Consider the following 15,238-nt stretch of genomic DNA (forward strand, 5'->3'; position numbering starts at 1 on the left):
CACACGCGCGGCAAGGACGGCCGCGGCCCGACCAACGCCACCGGCTACAGCAACGCCGAGGTCGACGCGCAGATCGCATCGCTGGCCGCCGAAAGCGACAAGGCCAAGCGCGACGCCACCATCAAAAGCATCTGGCAGACCGTGCAGAAGGAGCGCATCTACATCGCGCTGCACGACCAGGTGCTCAACTTCGCCTCGACCCCGAAGCTGGACATTCCGGTGAGCCCCGACGGCAGCGTGTTCTTCAAGAACGTGAAGGTGGCGAAGCCTTAAGCACACACACGCACGCACACCATGTGGGTCCATCTCTTGCGCCGGCTCGGCCAGTCGGTGCTGGTGCTGCTGGCGGTGTCGTTCGTGTCGTTCCTGGTGTTCCGCCACATCGGCGATCCGACCATCAGCCTGCTCGGCGAAGACGCCACGATCGAAGAACGCGCCGCGCTGACGGCCGAACTGGGCTTCGACCGCCCGGTGCCGGTGCAGTACCTGCGCTACGTGGGTCACGCGCTGCAGGGCGATCTGGGCGTGTCGTACCGGCTCAAGCGGCCGGTGGTCGAACTCATCGCCGAGCGGCTGCCGGCCACGCTCGAACTGGCGCTGGTGGCGGCCGTGCTGGCGGTGGCGGGCGGCGTGACGCTGGGCGTGTACACGGCGATCCGGCGCGACAGCGTGGCGAGCCGCGCTGTCATGGCGGTGTCGCTGGTGGGCGTGTCGCTGCCGACCTTCCTGATCGGCATCGGGCTCATCTACCTCTTTGCGGTCGAGCTGCGCTGGCTGCCGTCGTTTGGGCGCGGCGACACGGTGCAGCTGGGCGGTTGGAGCACCGGGCTGCTCACGGCCTCGGGCTGGGCCTCGCTGCTCATGCCCGCGCTGACGCTGGGCCTGTACAAGCTGACGCTGATCATGCGGCTGGTGCGCGCCGAGATGCTGGAGGTGCTGCGTGCCGACTACATCCGCTTCGGCCGCGCGCGCGGGCTGCGCGAGCGCGACCTGAACTACGGCCACGCGCTGCGCAACACGCTGATCCCGGTCATCACGATCACCGGGCTGCAGATCGGCTCGCTGGTGGCCTTTGCCATCGTCACCGAGACGGTGTTCCAGTGGCCGGGCGTGGGCCTGTTGTTCATCACGTCGATCCAGGGGGTGGACGTGCCGGTGGTGGCGGCCTACCTGCTGCTGATCGCGCTGCTGTACGTGGCGATCAATTTCATCGTCGACCTGCTGTACGTGCTGGTCGATCCGCGCCTGCGGCGTGCCTGAATCTTTTTCCCTCTTTCCCGAATGACGTCTTCTTCTTCGACCGGCGCCCAAGCGCCGCGCCGCTGGCGCAACGCCGAGTCGCCCGTGCTGCGTGCGTTTGCGCGCTCGCGCACCGTGCAGCTGGCCGCCTTCGTGCTGCTGTTGGTTGCCCTGGCCTCGCTGTTCGCACCGTGGATTGCGCGGCAAGACCCGTTCGATCCGGCCGTGCTCGACCTGATCGACGCCTTCACGCCGCCGGGTCAGCAAGGCGCTTCGGGCGCCTTCTATCCGCTGGGCGCCGACGACCAGGGGCGCGACGTGTTCTCGGCCATCCTCTACGGGCTGCGTATGTCGCTGCTGGTGGGTGTGAGCGCGGTGGGGCTGTCGCTGGCCATCGGCGTGCCGCTCGGGCTCGCGGCCGGCTATGCGGGCGGCTGGTTCGACACGCTGGTGATGCGCGTGGCCGATGTGCAGCTGACCTTTCCGGTGCTGTTGGTGGCGCTGCTGATCTTCGGCATTGCGCGCGGCCTGCTGCCCGCGGGCTACCGCGACGACATGGCGGTGTACGTGATCGTGGCGGCCATCGGGCTGTCGGAATGGGTGCAATACGCGCGCACGGTGCGCGGCGCGGTGATGCTCGAAAAGCACAAGGACTACGTGGCCGCCGCGCAGATCATCGGCCGCTCGCACACCGGCATCCTGGTGCGGCACATCCTGCCGAACCTGCTGGCGCCGGTGCTCGTGATTGCCACCATCAGCTTCGCGCTGGCCATCGTGGCCGAGTCGACGCTGTCGTACCTGGGTGTCGGGCTGCCACCCACGCAGCCGTCGCTGGGCACGTTGATCCGCATCGGGCAGGGCTTTCTGTTCTCGGGCGAGTGGTGGATTCTGCTGTTTCCGGCGCTGGTGCTGCTGGCGCTGGCGCTGTCGGTCAACCTGGCGGGCGACTGGCTGCGCGACGCTCTGAACCCGAGGCTGCAATGAGCGCGCGCGACGAATGGCCGGTGGGCCAGGCGCCCGTGCTGCGGGTGCGCGGCCTGGACGTGGCCTTCGACACGCACCGGGGCACGGTGCAGGTGCTCGATGGTGTCTCGTTCGAGATCGCGCCGGGCGAAATCCTCGGCGTGGTCGGCGAATCGGGCGCGGGCAAGTCGATGGTCGGCGCGGCCGTCATCGGCCTGGTGCCGCCGCCGGGGCGTATCGCGGGCGGCACGGTCGAGCTGCACGGCGAGCGCATCGATACGCTGCGCGGCGAAGACATGCGCCGTGTGCGCGGGCGCCGCATCAGCAGCGTGTTCCAGGACCCGCTGACCAGCCTGAACCCGGTCTATCCGATCGGCCGGCACCTCATCGAAACGATCCGCACGCACCTGCCGGTGAGCGAGCCCGAGGCACGCCGGCGCGCGCTGGCGTTGCTGGCCGACGTCGAGATTCCCGACCCCGAAAGCCGCATCGACCAGTACCCGCACCAGTTCTCGGGCGGCATGCGCCAGCGCGTCGCGATTGCGCTCGCGCTGTGCGCCGAGCCGCAGCTGCTGATTGCCGACGAGCCCACCACCGCGCTCGATGTGTCGGTGCAGGCGCAGGTGATCCGCGTGTTCCGGCGTGTCTGCCGCGAGCGTGGCACGGCCGCGATGCTGATCACCCACGACATGGGTGTGATCGCCGAGGCGGCCGACCGCGTGATGGTGATGTACCGGGGCCGCGTGCTGGAGACCGGTCCGGTGCGCGAGATTCTCGATCGCCCGCGCGAGCCTTACACGCGCGCCTTGATGGCGGCGATTCCTTCGGTGCATGCGCGGCTGCATCGGTTGCCGGTGCCGGAGATCGGTGCGGACATCGCCGTGGCTGCTGCGTTGCCGCCTGCGCAGGTCGAGACCGTGACGGCATCGGCCGGCAGCACACCGCTGATCCGCGTGCAGGGTCTGTCGCGCGCGTTCGACCTCTCGGCCGGTTGGCTCGTTCGCACATTCGCACGCCAGCCGAAGAAGGTGCTGCAGGCGGTCGACGGCGTGAGCTTCGACATCGCGCGCGGACGCACCTTCGGGTTGGTCGGCGAGTCGGGCTCGGGCAAGTCGACGGTGGCGCGCATGATCGCCGGCCTCACGCGGCCCACGGCCGGCACGGTGCATTTCGACGGCATCGACCGCTGGGGCGACGCCGCGCAGACGGCCGCGCTGCGGCGGCGCTTCCAGATGATCTTCCAGGACCCGTACGCCAGCCTCAACCCGCGCTGGCGCGTGGACCGGCTCATCGCCGAGCCGGTGGAAGTGCTGGGCCTGGCTGCCAGCGCCGAGGAAACCGCCGAGCGCGTGGCCGAGGCGCTGCGCCGCGTGCGCATGTCGCCCGACGACGGCCGGCGCTACCCGCACCAGTTCTCGGGCGGCCAGCGCCAGCGCATCGCCATCGCACGGGCGCTGGCGAGCCAACCCGAGTTCATCGTCTGCGATGAGCCGACCTCGTCGCTCGACGCGTCGGTGCAGGCTCAGGTGCTGAACCTCATGCGCGACCTGCAGGACGAGTTCGGCCTGACCTACCTGCTGATCAGCCACAACCTCGCGGTGATCCGCCACATGTGCGACGACGTGGGCGTGATGCAGCGCGGGCGGCTGGTGGAGCAGGGGAGCGCGAGCGAGGTGCTCGATGCGCCGAAGCACACCTACACCCAGGCGTTGATGGCGGCGGTGCCGGACATGCGGCAGGCACCGGCGGCTGCCGTGTTCGCCACGGCATAGATCGCGCTCAGGGCGCGCGCTGCAGCTGCTCGCGCAGGATGCGCCGGATCTCCAGGATTGCCAGCGGGTTCTCCTGCACGCTGTGTGCCGACGGAATCACCAGTTCCGACACCGCGCCGTCGAGGTGCGCGCTGGTGTAGGGCACGATGCCGTCGCTCGACTCGGCCAGCGGCAGGCCGGGCGTGTCGTTGCCGATGATCGAGTGGTAGCGCACCTTCGGGCTCATCGGCAGCCCTGACGACAGGCGCACGAAAGGGTCGCGGTCGCTGAGGTTGTCGATGCTGTTGGGAATGCGCAGCGGGCCCATGTCCTGCGAGCTCGGGGCCACGCGCATCAGTTCGCGCGAGAGGTCGTTGAGCTGGCCCAGCATCGCCACCGGCAGCGTGATGAGGTTGGCCACCCAGCGCGAGATGCGCTTGTTGGCGAACGAGGTGCCACGATGCGGCGATGCAATGAAGATGGCGTCGCTGACCTGGGGCAGCGGCTCGAAGCGCAGGTAAGGCCCCAGCCCTTCCTCGATGCGGCGGCGCTGCGCGGCCGGCATGGGGTAGCCCTCGCGCAGCGCGTCCCACAGCACATCGCCCGACGACGACACCAGCAGGCGCGAGAGCACGCCGCCCATGCTGTGGCCGATGAGCGTGACGTTGCGCGACGCCTCGGCGCGGCCCTGCGGATCGAAGTGCGCCAGCGTCTGCGTGATGGCTTCGCGGATGGCCAGGTTGTTCAGCGGCAGCGGCGCGTTGGTGGGGTAGTACACCTGCCAGATCTGGTAGCGGCGGCGCAGCGTCTCGTCGCCCAGCACTTCGTTCGCGACGTTGATCCAGGCCTCGGGGCTGCTCGCCAGGCCGTGCAGCATGACGATGGTGCGGCGCTTCGGGTCGTAGGGCTGCATCAGGTAGATGTGCGGCCGGGTCAGGCCCTCGGCGCCGCCGAACAGGCTGCGCAGCGCCTGCAGCGCGAAGTCGGAGCGGGCCAGCCACAGGCCGTAGCCCGAGGTGAAGTTGGCGGCCAGCGGAATCTCCTCGCCGGCCAGCTGGATCGTGCTGGTGCGGTAGGGGTCGAACACGGCGATGCGCAGCGTGCGCGTGGCCAGCACGTCTTGCAGCGTGGTGCCATCGAACCGCAGCAGCGCGGTGAGGGCGGGGAAGGGCGTTTCGCTGAAGGGCGGCGCGTCTTCCTCGGCCTGGGCATCGGTCGGGCGGTCGCTGCCCGCGGCCACCAGTTCGGCGCCGAAGCCGTCGCGGCGGTAGATGTTGCGCAGGCCCGAGAAGGTCAGCGAGGCGGCGGGAATCAGCTCCTGCGGCAAGGTGGCGTCGGGCGCGAGCTGCAGCGCTGACAGGTCGGCGTCGATGCGCCAGTCGCCCACCTGCGGGATGGTGGCGCGCGGCACGCCGCCTTTGCGGTAGCGGCCGAACAGGCCGGTGATGGCGCGCTGCACCGCGTAGTTGTAGTAGTCGCGCACCTGCGTCTGGCGGTCTTCGAAGGCGCGGTCGCGCGGCTTGCGTGCGGTGAAGAACAGGTAGGCGTAGGCATGGCGCGCGGTTTCGAGCCAGGCGTCGATGGCCTCGGGCGCGGTGGGCTGCGCGGCCGAGCCGCCATCGCCGCCCGCCAGTGCGAGCTGCAGCCACACCTCGGACAGCGCCGACATGCGCTGCTCGTCGCTCAGGCCGGCAGAGGTGGCCAGGTTCTGGCGACAGGCGCGGCCGTCCTTGCGGCACTGGTCGGCGTCGGAGCCGATGACGCGCAGCACCTCTTGCGCCGAACTGCTGAGCTTGCCGGTGGTGAGCACGTCGCCGCGCCGCTGCGCGAGGTATTCGGTCGGCGAAATGGTGCCGACCGTGACGCCGGCGCAGCCGGTGAGCAGCGACAGCGCCAGCAGCAGGAAGAGGAAGCTGATGCGCCTCATGGCGCAGCGCCCGGCAGGCCGTGGCGGATGGCTTGCGAGAAGTTCACGCCGGGTTGCTTGTCCGTGGCGATGGCCCGGTCGGTGATGCGGCCGGCGGCGCGCAGCGCGTCCATGCTCTGGCCCGGCGTCAGGCCGCCCACGTCGTGCAGGTACTCGGGCAGGTAGCCCGAGGCCAGCAGGCGGTAGTCCATCGGCAGGCCGGGCACGACATGCTTGGCGAGGTCGTAGACGATGGTGGTGCAGTTGGCCGTGAGCGTGTTGTAGAAGCTCGGCGTGCGCGCCAGCGCCTCGGCCTCGCCTACGTAGCCGAGGAACAGCGAGCGCATTTCGGCCTGCGGCAGCTGCACGCGGTACATGTAGACGTCTTCGCCGCGCACGTTGGTGCGCACGCGCAGGATGTCGTGCTCGTCGGCGGCCACGAGGCTGTTCTCGAACTGCTTGAAGAAGCCGCCGATCGACGAGAAGCTCTCGCCGCGCTCCTTGCGGATCTCGATGGAAAAAGTGACGTACTGGCCGTCGTCGAAACCGAAGGACACCAGCGTGTGGGCGATGGCCGGGCCGGTCCAGTACGACAGCGACACGTCGACCGAGCGCAGGCGGTCGAGGTCGTAGCGGCGCGTGTCCCAGCGCACGGTGTAGTCGGTGTCGCTGCGCCAGTCGAAGTTGCGCACGTTCTCCATCGTGACCACGCTGCCTTCGACGCGCGGCTTCAGGTGGCGCGCCACGTCGTCGGCCCATTCGCGGTTTTGAGAGGGCTGGATGGTGTTCCACCAGCCGAGCAGCAGGGCGAAGCCGATGGCATACGACAGCAGCGGGCGGGCCGCCTTGCCGCGCCATACGAGCACGATCGCCGCCAGGCCGAAGAGGCCCCACAACACCATCGCGCCGACCTTGAGCGGCGCGGCCACCGGCAACTGATACCAGAGGGCCGCGCAGGCCCAGGCGGCGGACAGCAGCACGGCGAAGCTCACCAGCAGACGGCCGAGGGAGCGCAGAAGGATTCGGAGCATGAAGAAACGCGGAGGTGGAGGGCGGCCGATTCTCGTCGAGTTGCGGCCACCCACGGCATTGCCGTCGGGCTACAGCGGGTAGGTCACGAGCTTGAAGTCCGGGTCTTCGGGGAACGACTTCACCGTGAAGCCCAGCCGCCGCACCAGCTTGAGCATGTCGGGGTTGCCGGCCAGCACCAGCCCGTCCATTTCCGAAAGGCCGCGGTCGCGCGCCACGTCGATGATGCTCTCCATGAGGCGCGAGCCGATGCCCTTGCCGCTGAACTCATCGGCCACCACGAGCGAGAACTCGCAGCTGGTCTGGTCGGGGTTGGTGATGTAGCGCGACACGCCCACGATGCGCTCGGTGTCGAGCACGGTGCCGTCGGGCGCGGTGCTGCGTTCCATGATGGTGGCGACCAGCGCCATCTCGCGGTCGTAGTCGATGAGCGTGAAGCGCGACAGCATCGACGGCGGCAGCTCATGGAAGCGCGAGACAAAGCGGAACCAGCGGCTCTCGGGCGACAGGCCCTGCACCAGCGCCTGCAGCATCTGCGCGTCGTTCGGATGCACCGGCCGCACCACATACGCGCCGCCACCGGGCAGCGGCCATTCGCGCCGGTAGCGCGCGGGGTACGGCATGATGGCCAGGTGCTGGTAGCCGTTGCCCGCGGGGCCCGCCACCGCCTGCGTGCTGCTGTCGACCACGATGCGCGCATCGACCGACACCGCGCCATGCTCGTCCACGATGATGGGGTTGATGTCCATCTCGCGCAGCTCGGGCAGCTCGCACACCATTTCAGACACGCGCAGCAGCACGTCTTCGAGGGCTTCCATGTTCACCGCGTTGGCGCCGCGCCATTCGCCCAGCGTCTCGGCCACGCGCGAGCGCTCGATGAGGTGGCGTGCCAGAAACTGGTTGAGCGGCGGCAGCTCCATGGCGCGGTCGTTCATGAGCTCGATCATGGTGCCGCCCGCGCCGAAGACGATGACCGGGCCGAAGGGCTGGTCGGTGACAAGGCCGACATAGATTTCGCGCCCGCGCCGCGCACGCACCATCTTCTGCACGGTCACGCCGTTGATGCGGGCGTCGGGCGCGAGCTGCGCCACGCGCTCCATCATCTCCAGGTAGGTATCGCGCGCGCTGGTGCCGTTCATCACGTTCAGCGCCACGCCCTCGACGTCGGACTTGTGCGAGATGTCGGGCGAGTCGATCTTGAGCGCGACCGGAAAGCCCAGCTGCGTCGCGATCATCATGGCCTCGTTGGCGCTGCGCGCCAGCAGCGTGCGCGTGATCGGGATGTGGAAGCACGAGAGCAGCGACTTCGACTCCATCTCGGTCAGCACCTTGCGCCGCTCGGCCAGCACGCTCTCGATGAGCAGGCGCGCACCGTCGATGTCGGGCTTGGCCAGCGCCGAGAGCGGCGGCGGCGTCTGCTGCAGCAGCTGCTGGTTCTGATAGAAGGCCGCGATGTTGCCGAAGGCGCCCACGGCTGCCTCGGGCGTGCGAAAGCTCGGAATGGTGGCCTCGGCCAGCACGGCCCGCGCGTTGCCGACCGAAGCATCGCCCATCCAGCACGCCAAGAGCGGCTTGGGCATGGGGCGCGGAATGTCGGCCAGCGCGCGTGCCGTGGCGGCCGCATCGACGCCGGCCTTGGGCGAGAAGATGGCGAGCACGCCGTCGATCTGGCTGTCAGCCGAAGCGGTGTCGATGGCCGCGCGGAAGTGCGCGGGCGTTGCGTCTTCCGACAGGTCGATGAGGTCGGTCAGCGACGCGAGCGCGGGCAGCGAGGGCTGCAGCAACTTCTGTGCGGGCGCGGAGAGGCGGCCCAGGTCGAGCCCGATCTCGTTGATCCAGTCGGCCGCGAGCACGCCGGGGCCGCCGCCGTTGGTGACCACGGCCAGCCGCTTGCCCACGGGCCGGTAGCGCGAGGCCAGGCACTTGGCGGCCGAGAACAGCTCGACGAAAGAGCGCACCCGCACCGCGCCCGCGCGGCGCAAGGCGGCGTCGAACACGTCGTCGCTGCCCACGATGGCGGCGCTGTGCGTCTGCGCGGCTTCGTTGCCGGCCGGCTTGCGGCCCGCCTTGAGCACCACCACCGGCTTCGCGTGCGAGGCCGAGCGCAGCGCGCTCATGAAGCGGCGCGCGTCGGCAATGCCTTCGAGGTACACGATGATGCTGTGCGTGGCGGCGTCGTTGGCCAGGAAGTCGAGCACCTGCGGAATATCGACCGAGGTGTGCGGCCCGAGCGAGACCACGCTCGAGAAGCCCACGCCGTTCTGCCGCGCCCAGTCGAGCATCGACGCCGTGAGCGCACCCGATTGCGAGACCAGCGCCAGCGGCCCGGTGCGCGCGAGCGGGCCGGCCACGCTGGCATTCAGGTGCAGCGGTGGGCGCTGAAAGCCCAGCGAGTTCGGGCCCAGCAGGTGCACGCCTTCGCGGCGCGCGATCTTGCGCCACTGCGCGGCCTGATCGGCGGCGATGCCGGTGGAGATGACCACCGCGGCCTTGCAGCCGATGCGGCCCGCGATTTCGAGCGCGGCGGCCACGTCGCGCGGCGCCAACGCGATCAGCGCCAGGTCGGCATGCGTCTGCGCCAGCTCTTCGAGCGTGCCCTGGGTGCGTATGTCGATGAAGCGCAGCGTGCCGTCGAAGCGGTCGGCGCGGAAGGCTTCGCGCAGCGTGTGGCCCAGGGCGGTCTGGCCGCCCGGATCGCTGGGCTCGCCGACGAAGGCCGCGATCGACGTGGGGGCGAACAGGGGGGTCAGGAAATGCTTGTCCATGCCCTAGTTTGCCCGGATCGGGGCCTGCCGCAAGCACCGCGTGTACACTCGCCGGCTCATGTCGTGCCTTTCACTTTCCCCTGTTGCAGCATCCAGCGCCGCCGTTATCGGCCGCACGATGCCGTTCGCCGCTTGCGTGCGAACGAGCGACGCCGTGAGTGCACGAATGATTACCACCATGACCGCCGCGGCCCCCTAGCTCGCGCAGGTGGCCGCTCCGGCAGCCACCTGGTGTCTCTTCTCCCGAATGAACGAAACCCAGCTGGCAGCTGGGTTTTTTTGTTTTTGTCTTGTTCGTTCGTCGTTTGGAGAAGCCCATGTACCGCGATCCCGTCTCGTCCTTCCTGCCCCAGCCCAGCCACGGCGCGGCCATTCGCCCCTTGCGCGTCGGCATGATCGGCATTGGGACCGTGGGCGCGGGCACCTTCCGCGTGCTGGCCCGCAACCAGGACCTCATCGCCGCCCGCGCCGGCCGCGGCATCGAGGTGACGGTGGTGGCGGCGCGCAACCTCGCGCGTGCCCAGGGCATCGTGGGCGAGGGCGTCGCGCTCACGGCCGACCCCATGCAGGTCGCCACCGACCCCGATGTCGACGTGGTGGTCGAGGTGGCCGGCGGCACCGGCCCGGCCCGCGACTGGGTGCTGGCGGCCATTGCGCACGGCAAGCACGTGGTCACGGCCAACAAGGCGCTGCTGGCCGTGCATGGCCCCGAGATCTTTGCCGCCGCCAGCGCACACGGCGTGGCCGTGATGTACGAAGGCGCGGTGGCGGTGAGCATCCCCATCGTGAAAGCGCTGCGCGAGGGCCTCACGGCCAACCGCATCGAATGGGTGGCCGGCATCGTCAACGGCACCACCAACTTCATCCTGAGCAAGATGCGCGATGAAGGCCTGGACTTCGCCGACGCGCTCGCGCAGGCCCAGGCGCTGGGCTATGCCGAGGCCGACCCGGCCTTCGACATCGAGGGCGTCGACGCCGCCCACAAGACCGCGCTGCTGGCCGCCAACGCCTTCGGCATGCCGGTGCGCTTTGCCGACGCGCAGGTCGAAGGCATCACCGCGCTGCAGCGCCTCGACGTGGCCTGCGCCGAACAGCTGGGCTTTCGCGTCAAGCTGCTGGGCGTGGCGCGTCGCCGTGAAGAAGGCGTGGAGCTGCGCGTGCAGCCCGCGCTGGTGCCCGCGACGCACCTGCTCGCGCAGGTCAACGGCTCGATGAACGGCATCATGGTCAAGGCCGACGCGGCGGGCATCACGATGTACTACGGCGCGGGCGCCGGCTCGGAACAGACCGCCTCGGCCGTCATCGCCGACCTGGTCGATGTGGCGCGCCTGGACGGCACCCACGCCGGCCAGCGCGTGCCGCACACCGGGTTCCATGCGCATGCGGTGCGCGAACTGCCGGTGCTGCCGCGCGCGGCCGTGCGCAGCGCGCACTACCTGCGCGTGCCGGTGCAGGCGGCGACCGATATCGCCGCCGTGGCCGAGCTGCTGGCTGCTCAGCGGCTGCCGGTGCGGCAACTGGTGCTGGCGAGCGGGCCGGCCGATGCGGCGCCGCAGGTGCTGGTGATCACCGAATCTGCGCTGCAGGGTGCGGTCGATCTCGTGCTGCATGCGTTGCAGGCGAGCCCGGTCGTGGCTGGCCCGGTTGTCGCACTGCGCGTGGAAACGCTCGACGACTAAGGGCGCTCAGGTATCGGACGCGGGCGCACGCAGGCGCGGCTCCCAGTCCTCGACGCGCCCCGCCTCCAGTCGCTTGCGGAACGTGGCGCGCCAGCGTTCGGCCAGCGCGGGCAGGGCGGCGGCCTGTTCCCATTCGGGCACGAAGCGCGCGTCGCGCGAAAACAGCAGTGCGATGAGGCGCGACAGCGGCCACTCGGGATGCGGCCGCTCCACGCGCGTGGCCAGGGCACCGGCCCGCACCCAGCCGGGTTCGAGCACGCGGTAGTACCAGCCCGTGCAGCCGCGCGCCTGCATCTCGCGCGCCATGCCGGGCACGCCGAAGTGCGCGTCGAGCTTCCAGCACGGTTGCCGGCCTTGCGACACCTGCACGCGTGCATCGCCGAGCTGGATCACGTCGCCGATGCACACCGTCGATTCGTCCCAGCCGGTGGTCGAGATGTTCTCGCCGAAGGCGCCTGCGCGCGTCAGCAACTCGCGTTGGCGGCTCGCCGATGCCCAGCTTGCGTAGTGCTCGCGGGGGTAGTGGTGCACGGCCTTCTCGACACCGCCGTGGACGCGCAGGTCGGCTTGCGCATCGCCCTGCAGGCCGGTGGGCGACAGCCACAGCGCATCGGCCGTGGCCGTCTTGCGGATGCCGCTGCGCGAACGGCCGTCAGGCAGCAGCGCGACGGGGCCGACCAGCAGCGCGTCGATGGGCAGGGCGGTCGGTGTTGTCATGCGGGGCAGCCGTTGTCGTTGCACGCGCCATCTTGCGGCACGTCGTCCGCAGGCTGTGCAATGAGGTGCGCAGGCGCCTCTTCAGCCGCAAGCTGCCCGATCGCCGCGCCCAGTGTCATGTCGTCGATCAACCCGAAGTGGCTCATGCGCAGGCGGCCCTGCCGGTCGATCAGCACCGTGCTCGGCGTGCCCTGCCACTGGTAGTCGCGCATCGTGGCGGGAATGCCGCCGGTGGGCGAGGGCTGGTCGATGCCGATCGGGAAACCCAGGCGGTACTCGCGCACGAAGGCGTCGAGCGCGGCGGGCGTCATGACGTCGTGGTGCTCGAACACCGTGTGCAGGCCGATCACCGCGACGTCCTTTGCGGCGAACAGCTGCCGCGTCTTCTTCGCCTGCGGCAGGCCGTGCGACACGCAGGCCGGACACAGCATCTGGAATGCGTGCAGCACCACGACCCGGCCCCGCAGCGACGCGAGCGTGACGGGCACGTCGGTGTTGAGCCATTGCGCGACCTGCAACTCGGGCGCCTCGGGGTGCGGCCAGGCCATGTCAGGCCGCCTCGGTGCGCAGCTTCACCTGCGGGAAATCCACCGGCACCTGGAAGGCCACGTTCACGTAGTTGGTGAACAGGTTCAGTGCGACGTGGGCGAGGATCTCGACGATGTGCCGGTCGTCGAAGCCCACGGCGCGCAGGGCCTGCACGTCGGCGTCGTCGATCTGTCCGCGTGCGTCGACGAGCTTCAGCGCAAAGCGCAGCGCCGCTGCCGTGCGCGGGTCGGCCGATTCGCCGGCCTGCGCGGCCGTCATGTCGGCGGCGGACACGCCCGCCTTGCGGCCCAGTGCGGTGTGCGCGGCAAGGCAGTAGTGGCAGGCGTTGCGGTCGGCCACCGCCACGGCGATCTGCTCGCCGAGCTGCGCCGGAATGACGCCGCCGCCGAGCGCGCCGAACGATCCCCACAGGCTGCGCAGCGCCGCGGGCGAGTTGGCGACGGCGCGGAACATGTTGGGCGTGGCGCCGAAGGCACCGTGGATTTGAGAGAGCAAGGCTTGGGTGTCGCCGGTGGCGGCGGTGTCCGAGACGAGGTTGACGCGGGGCATGAGGACTTCCTTTCAGTGATGACGATGGATGCAGTGTCTTCCCGGAATCCGTATGATTTAAATGCTTTCATCCATTCAACATACCTTTTCGTCCAATGCCGAGCGCATCACCGTCACCGCCGATCGACAGGCTCTCATCCCTGCTCGAGCGCTTCCGTGTCCGGGCCCACCTGTTCCACACGGGTCCGCTGTGCGGCGTGACGCACTTCGCGGCGAAGGAGGGGCGCAGCTTCCTGCATGTGATGCGGCGCGGCGAAATGGTGGTCACGCACTCGGCGCCGTCGGTGCGCTCGGCCGGCGTGCCGCGCAAGCTGGTCGTGAAGGAGCCCAGCCTGCTGTTCTACCCACGCCCGCTGGCGCACGACTTCCACAACGCGCCCACGGAAGGATCGGATTTCGTCTGCGCCACGGTCGACTTCGACGGTGGCGAGGCGCACCCGCTGGTGCGCGCCTTGCCACCGCTGGTGCTGCTGCCGCTGCATGCGGTCGACGGCCTCGAAGCGGCACTGGCGCTGCTGTTCGCGGAAACCGGGCGCGTGCTGTGCGGCCATCGCCTGCTGGCCGATCGGTTGTTCGAGGTGGTGCTGATCCAGCTGCTGCGCTGGCTGCTCGACCATCCGCAGCAGAGCGGCGTGCCCGCAGGCTTGTTGACCGGCCTGGGCGACCCGCAGCTGGCGCGCGTGCTGGTCGCGCTGCATGAGCGCCCGGGCGAGCCGTGGCCGCTCGAACAGATGGCCGCGGAGGCCGGCATGTCGCGCAGCGCGTTCGCCGCGCGCTTCAAGTCGGTGGTGGGTGCAACGCCCGCGGACTACCTGGCGCAGTGGCGCCTGACGATTGCGCAGGCCGAGCTGCGCACGGGCGCGTCGGTCAAGGCGATTGCCGACAGCCTCGGCTACGCGAACGCCTCGGCGCTGTCGCGCCTGTTCGCGCAGAAGGTGGGCGTGTCGCCGCGCGAATGGCTCGCGCGGCAATCTTCTTGAGCGTTCAGCCCGCCGTGCGCAGGAAGCGCTCGGTCAGCAGCACCCAGTAGGCGCCGCCCACCGCGACGTTGCTGTCGTTGAAGTCGTAGCCCGGGTTGTGGACCATGCAGGCGCCGTGCGCGTCGCCGTCGCCATTGCCGATGAGCAGGTAGCAGCCGGGCACGCGCTCCAGCATGAAGGCGAAGTCTTCGCTGCCCGACAGCGGCGGCGTCTGCCACGTAACCTGCGCCGGGCCCACGAGCTCTTCGGCCACGGTGCGCGCAAAGGCGGTTTCTTCGGGCGTGTTGACCAGCACCGCGTAGCCGGGCCGCCAGTCGATCTGCGCCTGCACGCCGAAGCTTTCGGCCTGCGCGGCCACCAGCGCCTTGACGCGGGTTTCGATTTTCTTGCGCACGTCGCGGTCGAGGGCGCGCACGCTGAGCTCGAGCACAGCGCTCTGCGGGATCACGTTGTTGGCCTTGCCCGCGTGGATGGCGCCCACCGTCACCACCGCCATCTGCAGCGGATCGATGTTGCGCGAGACCACGCTCTGCAGCGCCATGACGATGCTGGCCGCGGTCACGATCGGGTCGGCCGCGCGGTGCGGCATGGCGCCGTGGCCGCCCACGCCGGTGAGGGTGATCGTGGCGTAGTCGGACGAGGCCATGGCAGGTCCTTCGCGCATGGCCAGCCGGCCCTGCGCCATGCCGGGCATGTTGTGCATCGCGAAGATGGCATCGCAGGGGTAGCGTTCGAACAGGCCGTCGTCGATCATGCGCACCGCGCCGCCGCCGCCTTCTTCGGCGGGCTGGAAGATCAGGTTCAGCGTGCCGTCGAAGCGCCCGCGTTCGGCCAGGTGCTGGGCCGCTGCCAGCAGCATCGCCGTGTGGCCGTCGTGGCCGCAGGCGTGCATCACGCCGGTGTGCGCGCTGGCGTAGGCCAGGCCGGTGGCTTCGTCGATGGGCAGGGCGTCCATGTCGGCGCGCAGGCCGAGGCGGCGCGTGCCGTTGCCGCGCACCAGCCGGCCGACCACGCCGGTGCCACCGATGTGGCGCTCGACGGTGTAGCCCCAGGCTTCGAGCTTCTCGGCCACCAGCGCCGAGGTGCGGTGCTCGTCGAAGCCGAGTTCGGG

Annotated in this window: 12 protein-coding genes and 1 pseudogene; 6 read left to right on the top strand and 7 right to left on the bottom strand. The window is 69.9% G+C overall.

Annotated elements, in window-relative coordinates:
• The 4 genes and pseudogenes from AAG801_RS32555 to AAG801_RS32570 all read left to right on the top strand — a co-directional run.
• A pseudogene (locus AAG801_RS32555) lies at positions 1-273 on the top strand (ABC transporter substrate-binding protein); the annotation flags it as partial.
• A 21-nt stretch (positions 274-294) separates the two neighbouring features.
• Positions 295-1,260: an ABC transporter permease gene (locus tag AAG801_RS32560; RefSeq protein ID WP_341892122.1), complete on the top strand. Its 966-nt coding sequence runs from the start codon at positions 295-297 to the stop codon at positions 1,258-1,260.
• 21 nt (positions 1,261-1,281) lie between these two features.
• On the top strand, positions 1,282-2,223 hold the full coding sequence (locus AAG801_RS32565) for an ABC transporter permease (protein ID WP_341892123.1): 942 nt from the start codon (positions 1,282-1,284) through the stop codon (positions 2,221-2,223).
• The gene (locus AAG801_RS32570) at positions 2,220-3,974 is read left to right on the top strand and encodes an ABC transporter ATP-binding protein (protein ID WP_341892124.1); all 1,755 of its coding nucleotides are present in this window, start codon (positions 2,220-2,222) and stop codon (positions 3,972-3,974) included. Before AAG801_RS32565 ends, AAG801_RS32570 begins: the two co-directional genes overlap by 4 nt.
• A gap of 7 nt (positions 3,975-3,981) precedes the next feature.
• On the opposite strand, the gene AAG801_RS32575 is transcribed toward AAG801_RS32570, so the two are convergent.
• The 3 genes from AAG801_RS32575 to AAG801_RS32585 form a co-directional block, all read right to left on the bottom strand.
• On the bottom strand, positions 3,982-5,880 hold the full coding sequence (locus AAG801_RS32575) for an alpha/beta fold hydrolase (protein ID WP_341892125.1): 1,899 nt from the start codon (positions 5,878-5,880) through the stop codon (positions 3,982-3,984).
• The gene (locus AAG801_RS32580) at positions 5,877-6,890 is read right to left on the bottom strand and encodes a DUF4105 domain-containing protein (protein WP_341892126.1); all 1,014 of its coding nucleotides are present in this window, start codon (positions 6,888-6,890) and stop codon (positions 5,877-5,879) included. The genes AAG801_RS32575 and AAG801_RS32580 overlap by 4 nt, the downstream gene beginning before the upstream one ends.
• A gap of 69 nt (positions 6,891-6,959) precedes the next feature.
• Positions 6,960-9,653, bottom strand: a complete 2,694-nt coding sequence (locus AAG801_RS32585) for a bifunctional acetate--CoA ligase family protein/GNAT family N-acetyltransferase (RefSeq protein ID WP_341892127.1) — start codon at positions 9,651-9,653, stop codon at positions 6,960-6,962.
• 317 nt (positions 9,654-9,970) lie between these two features.
• Between AAG801_RS32585 and AAG801_RS32590 the strand changes: the two genes are divergently transcribed.
• Positions 9,971-11,332 (top strand): homoserine dehydrogenase, encoded by a 1,362-nt coding sequence (locus AAG801_RS32590; protein ID WP_341892128.1) that lies wholly within the window; start codon positions 9,971-9,973, stop codon positions 11,330-11,332.
• A gap of 6 nt (positions 11,333-11,338) precedes the next feature.
• Here AAG801_RS32590 and AAG801_RS32595 read toward each other — a convergent pair whose 3' ends face one another.
• Genes AAG801_RS32595 through AAG801_RS32605 form a run of 3 tightly spaced genes read right to left on the bottom strand, consistent with a single transcriptional unit; the run spans position 11,339 to position 13,147 of the window.
• On the bottom strand, positions 11,339-12,049 hold the full coding sequence (locus tag AAG801_RS32595; RefSeq protein ID WP_341892129.1) for an MOSC domain-containing protein: 711 nt from the start codon (positions 12,047-12,049) through the stop codon (positions 11,339-11,341).
• A complete protein-coding gene (locus AAG801_RS32600; RefSeq protein ID WP_341892130.1) occupies positions 12,046-12,597 on the bottom strand; it encodes a redoxin domain-containing protein in 552 nt (183 codons plus the stop codon). Before AAG801_RS32600 ends, AAG801_RS32595 begins: the two co-directional genes overlap by 4 nt.
• 1 nt (position 12,598) lies before the next feature.
• The gene (locus AAG801_RS32605; RefSeq protein WP_341892131.1) at positions 12,599-13,147 is read right to left on the bottom strand and encodes a peroxidase-related enzyme; all 549 of its coding nucleotides are present in this window, start codon (positions 13,145-13,147) and stop codon (positions 12,599-12,601) included.
• A gap of 95 nt (positions 13,148-13,242) precedes the next feature.
• Here AAG801_RS32605 and AAG801_RS32610 point away from each other — a divergent pair, with 95 nt between their 5' ends.
• Positions 13,243-14,127: an AraC family transcriptional regulator gene (locus AAG801_RS32610; RefSeq protein WP_341892132.1), complete on the top strand. Its 885-nt coding sequence runs from the start codon at positions 13,243-13,245 to the stop codon at positions 14,125-14,127.
• A 4-nt stretch (positions 14,128-14,131) separates the two neighbouring features.
• On the opposite strand, the gene AAG801_RS32615 is transcribed toward AAG801_RS32610, so the two are convergent.
• Positions 14,132-15,238 (bottom strand): M20 aminoacylase family protein (locus tag AAG801_RS32615; RefSeq protein ID WP_341892133.1); only part of this gene is annotated, 1,107 nt, incomplete at its 5' end.

The organism is Variovorax sp. YR752 (assembly GCF_943372545.1).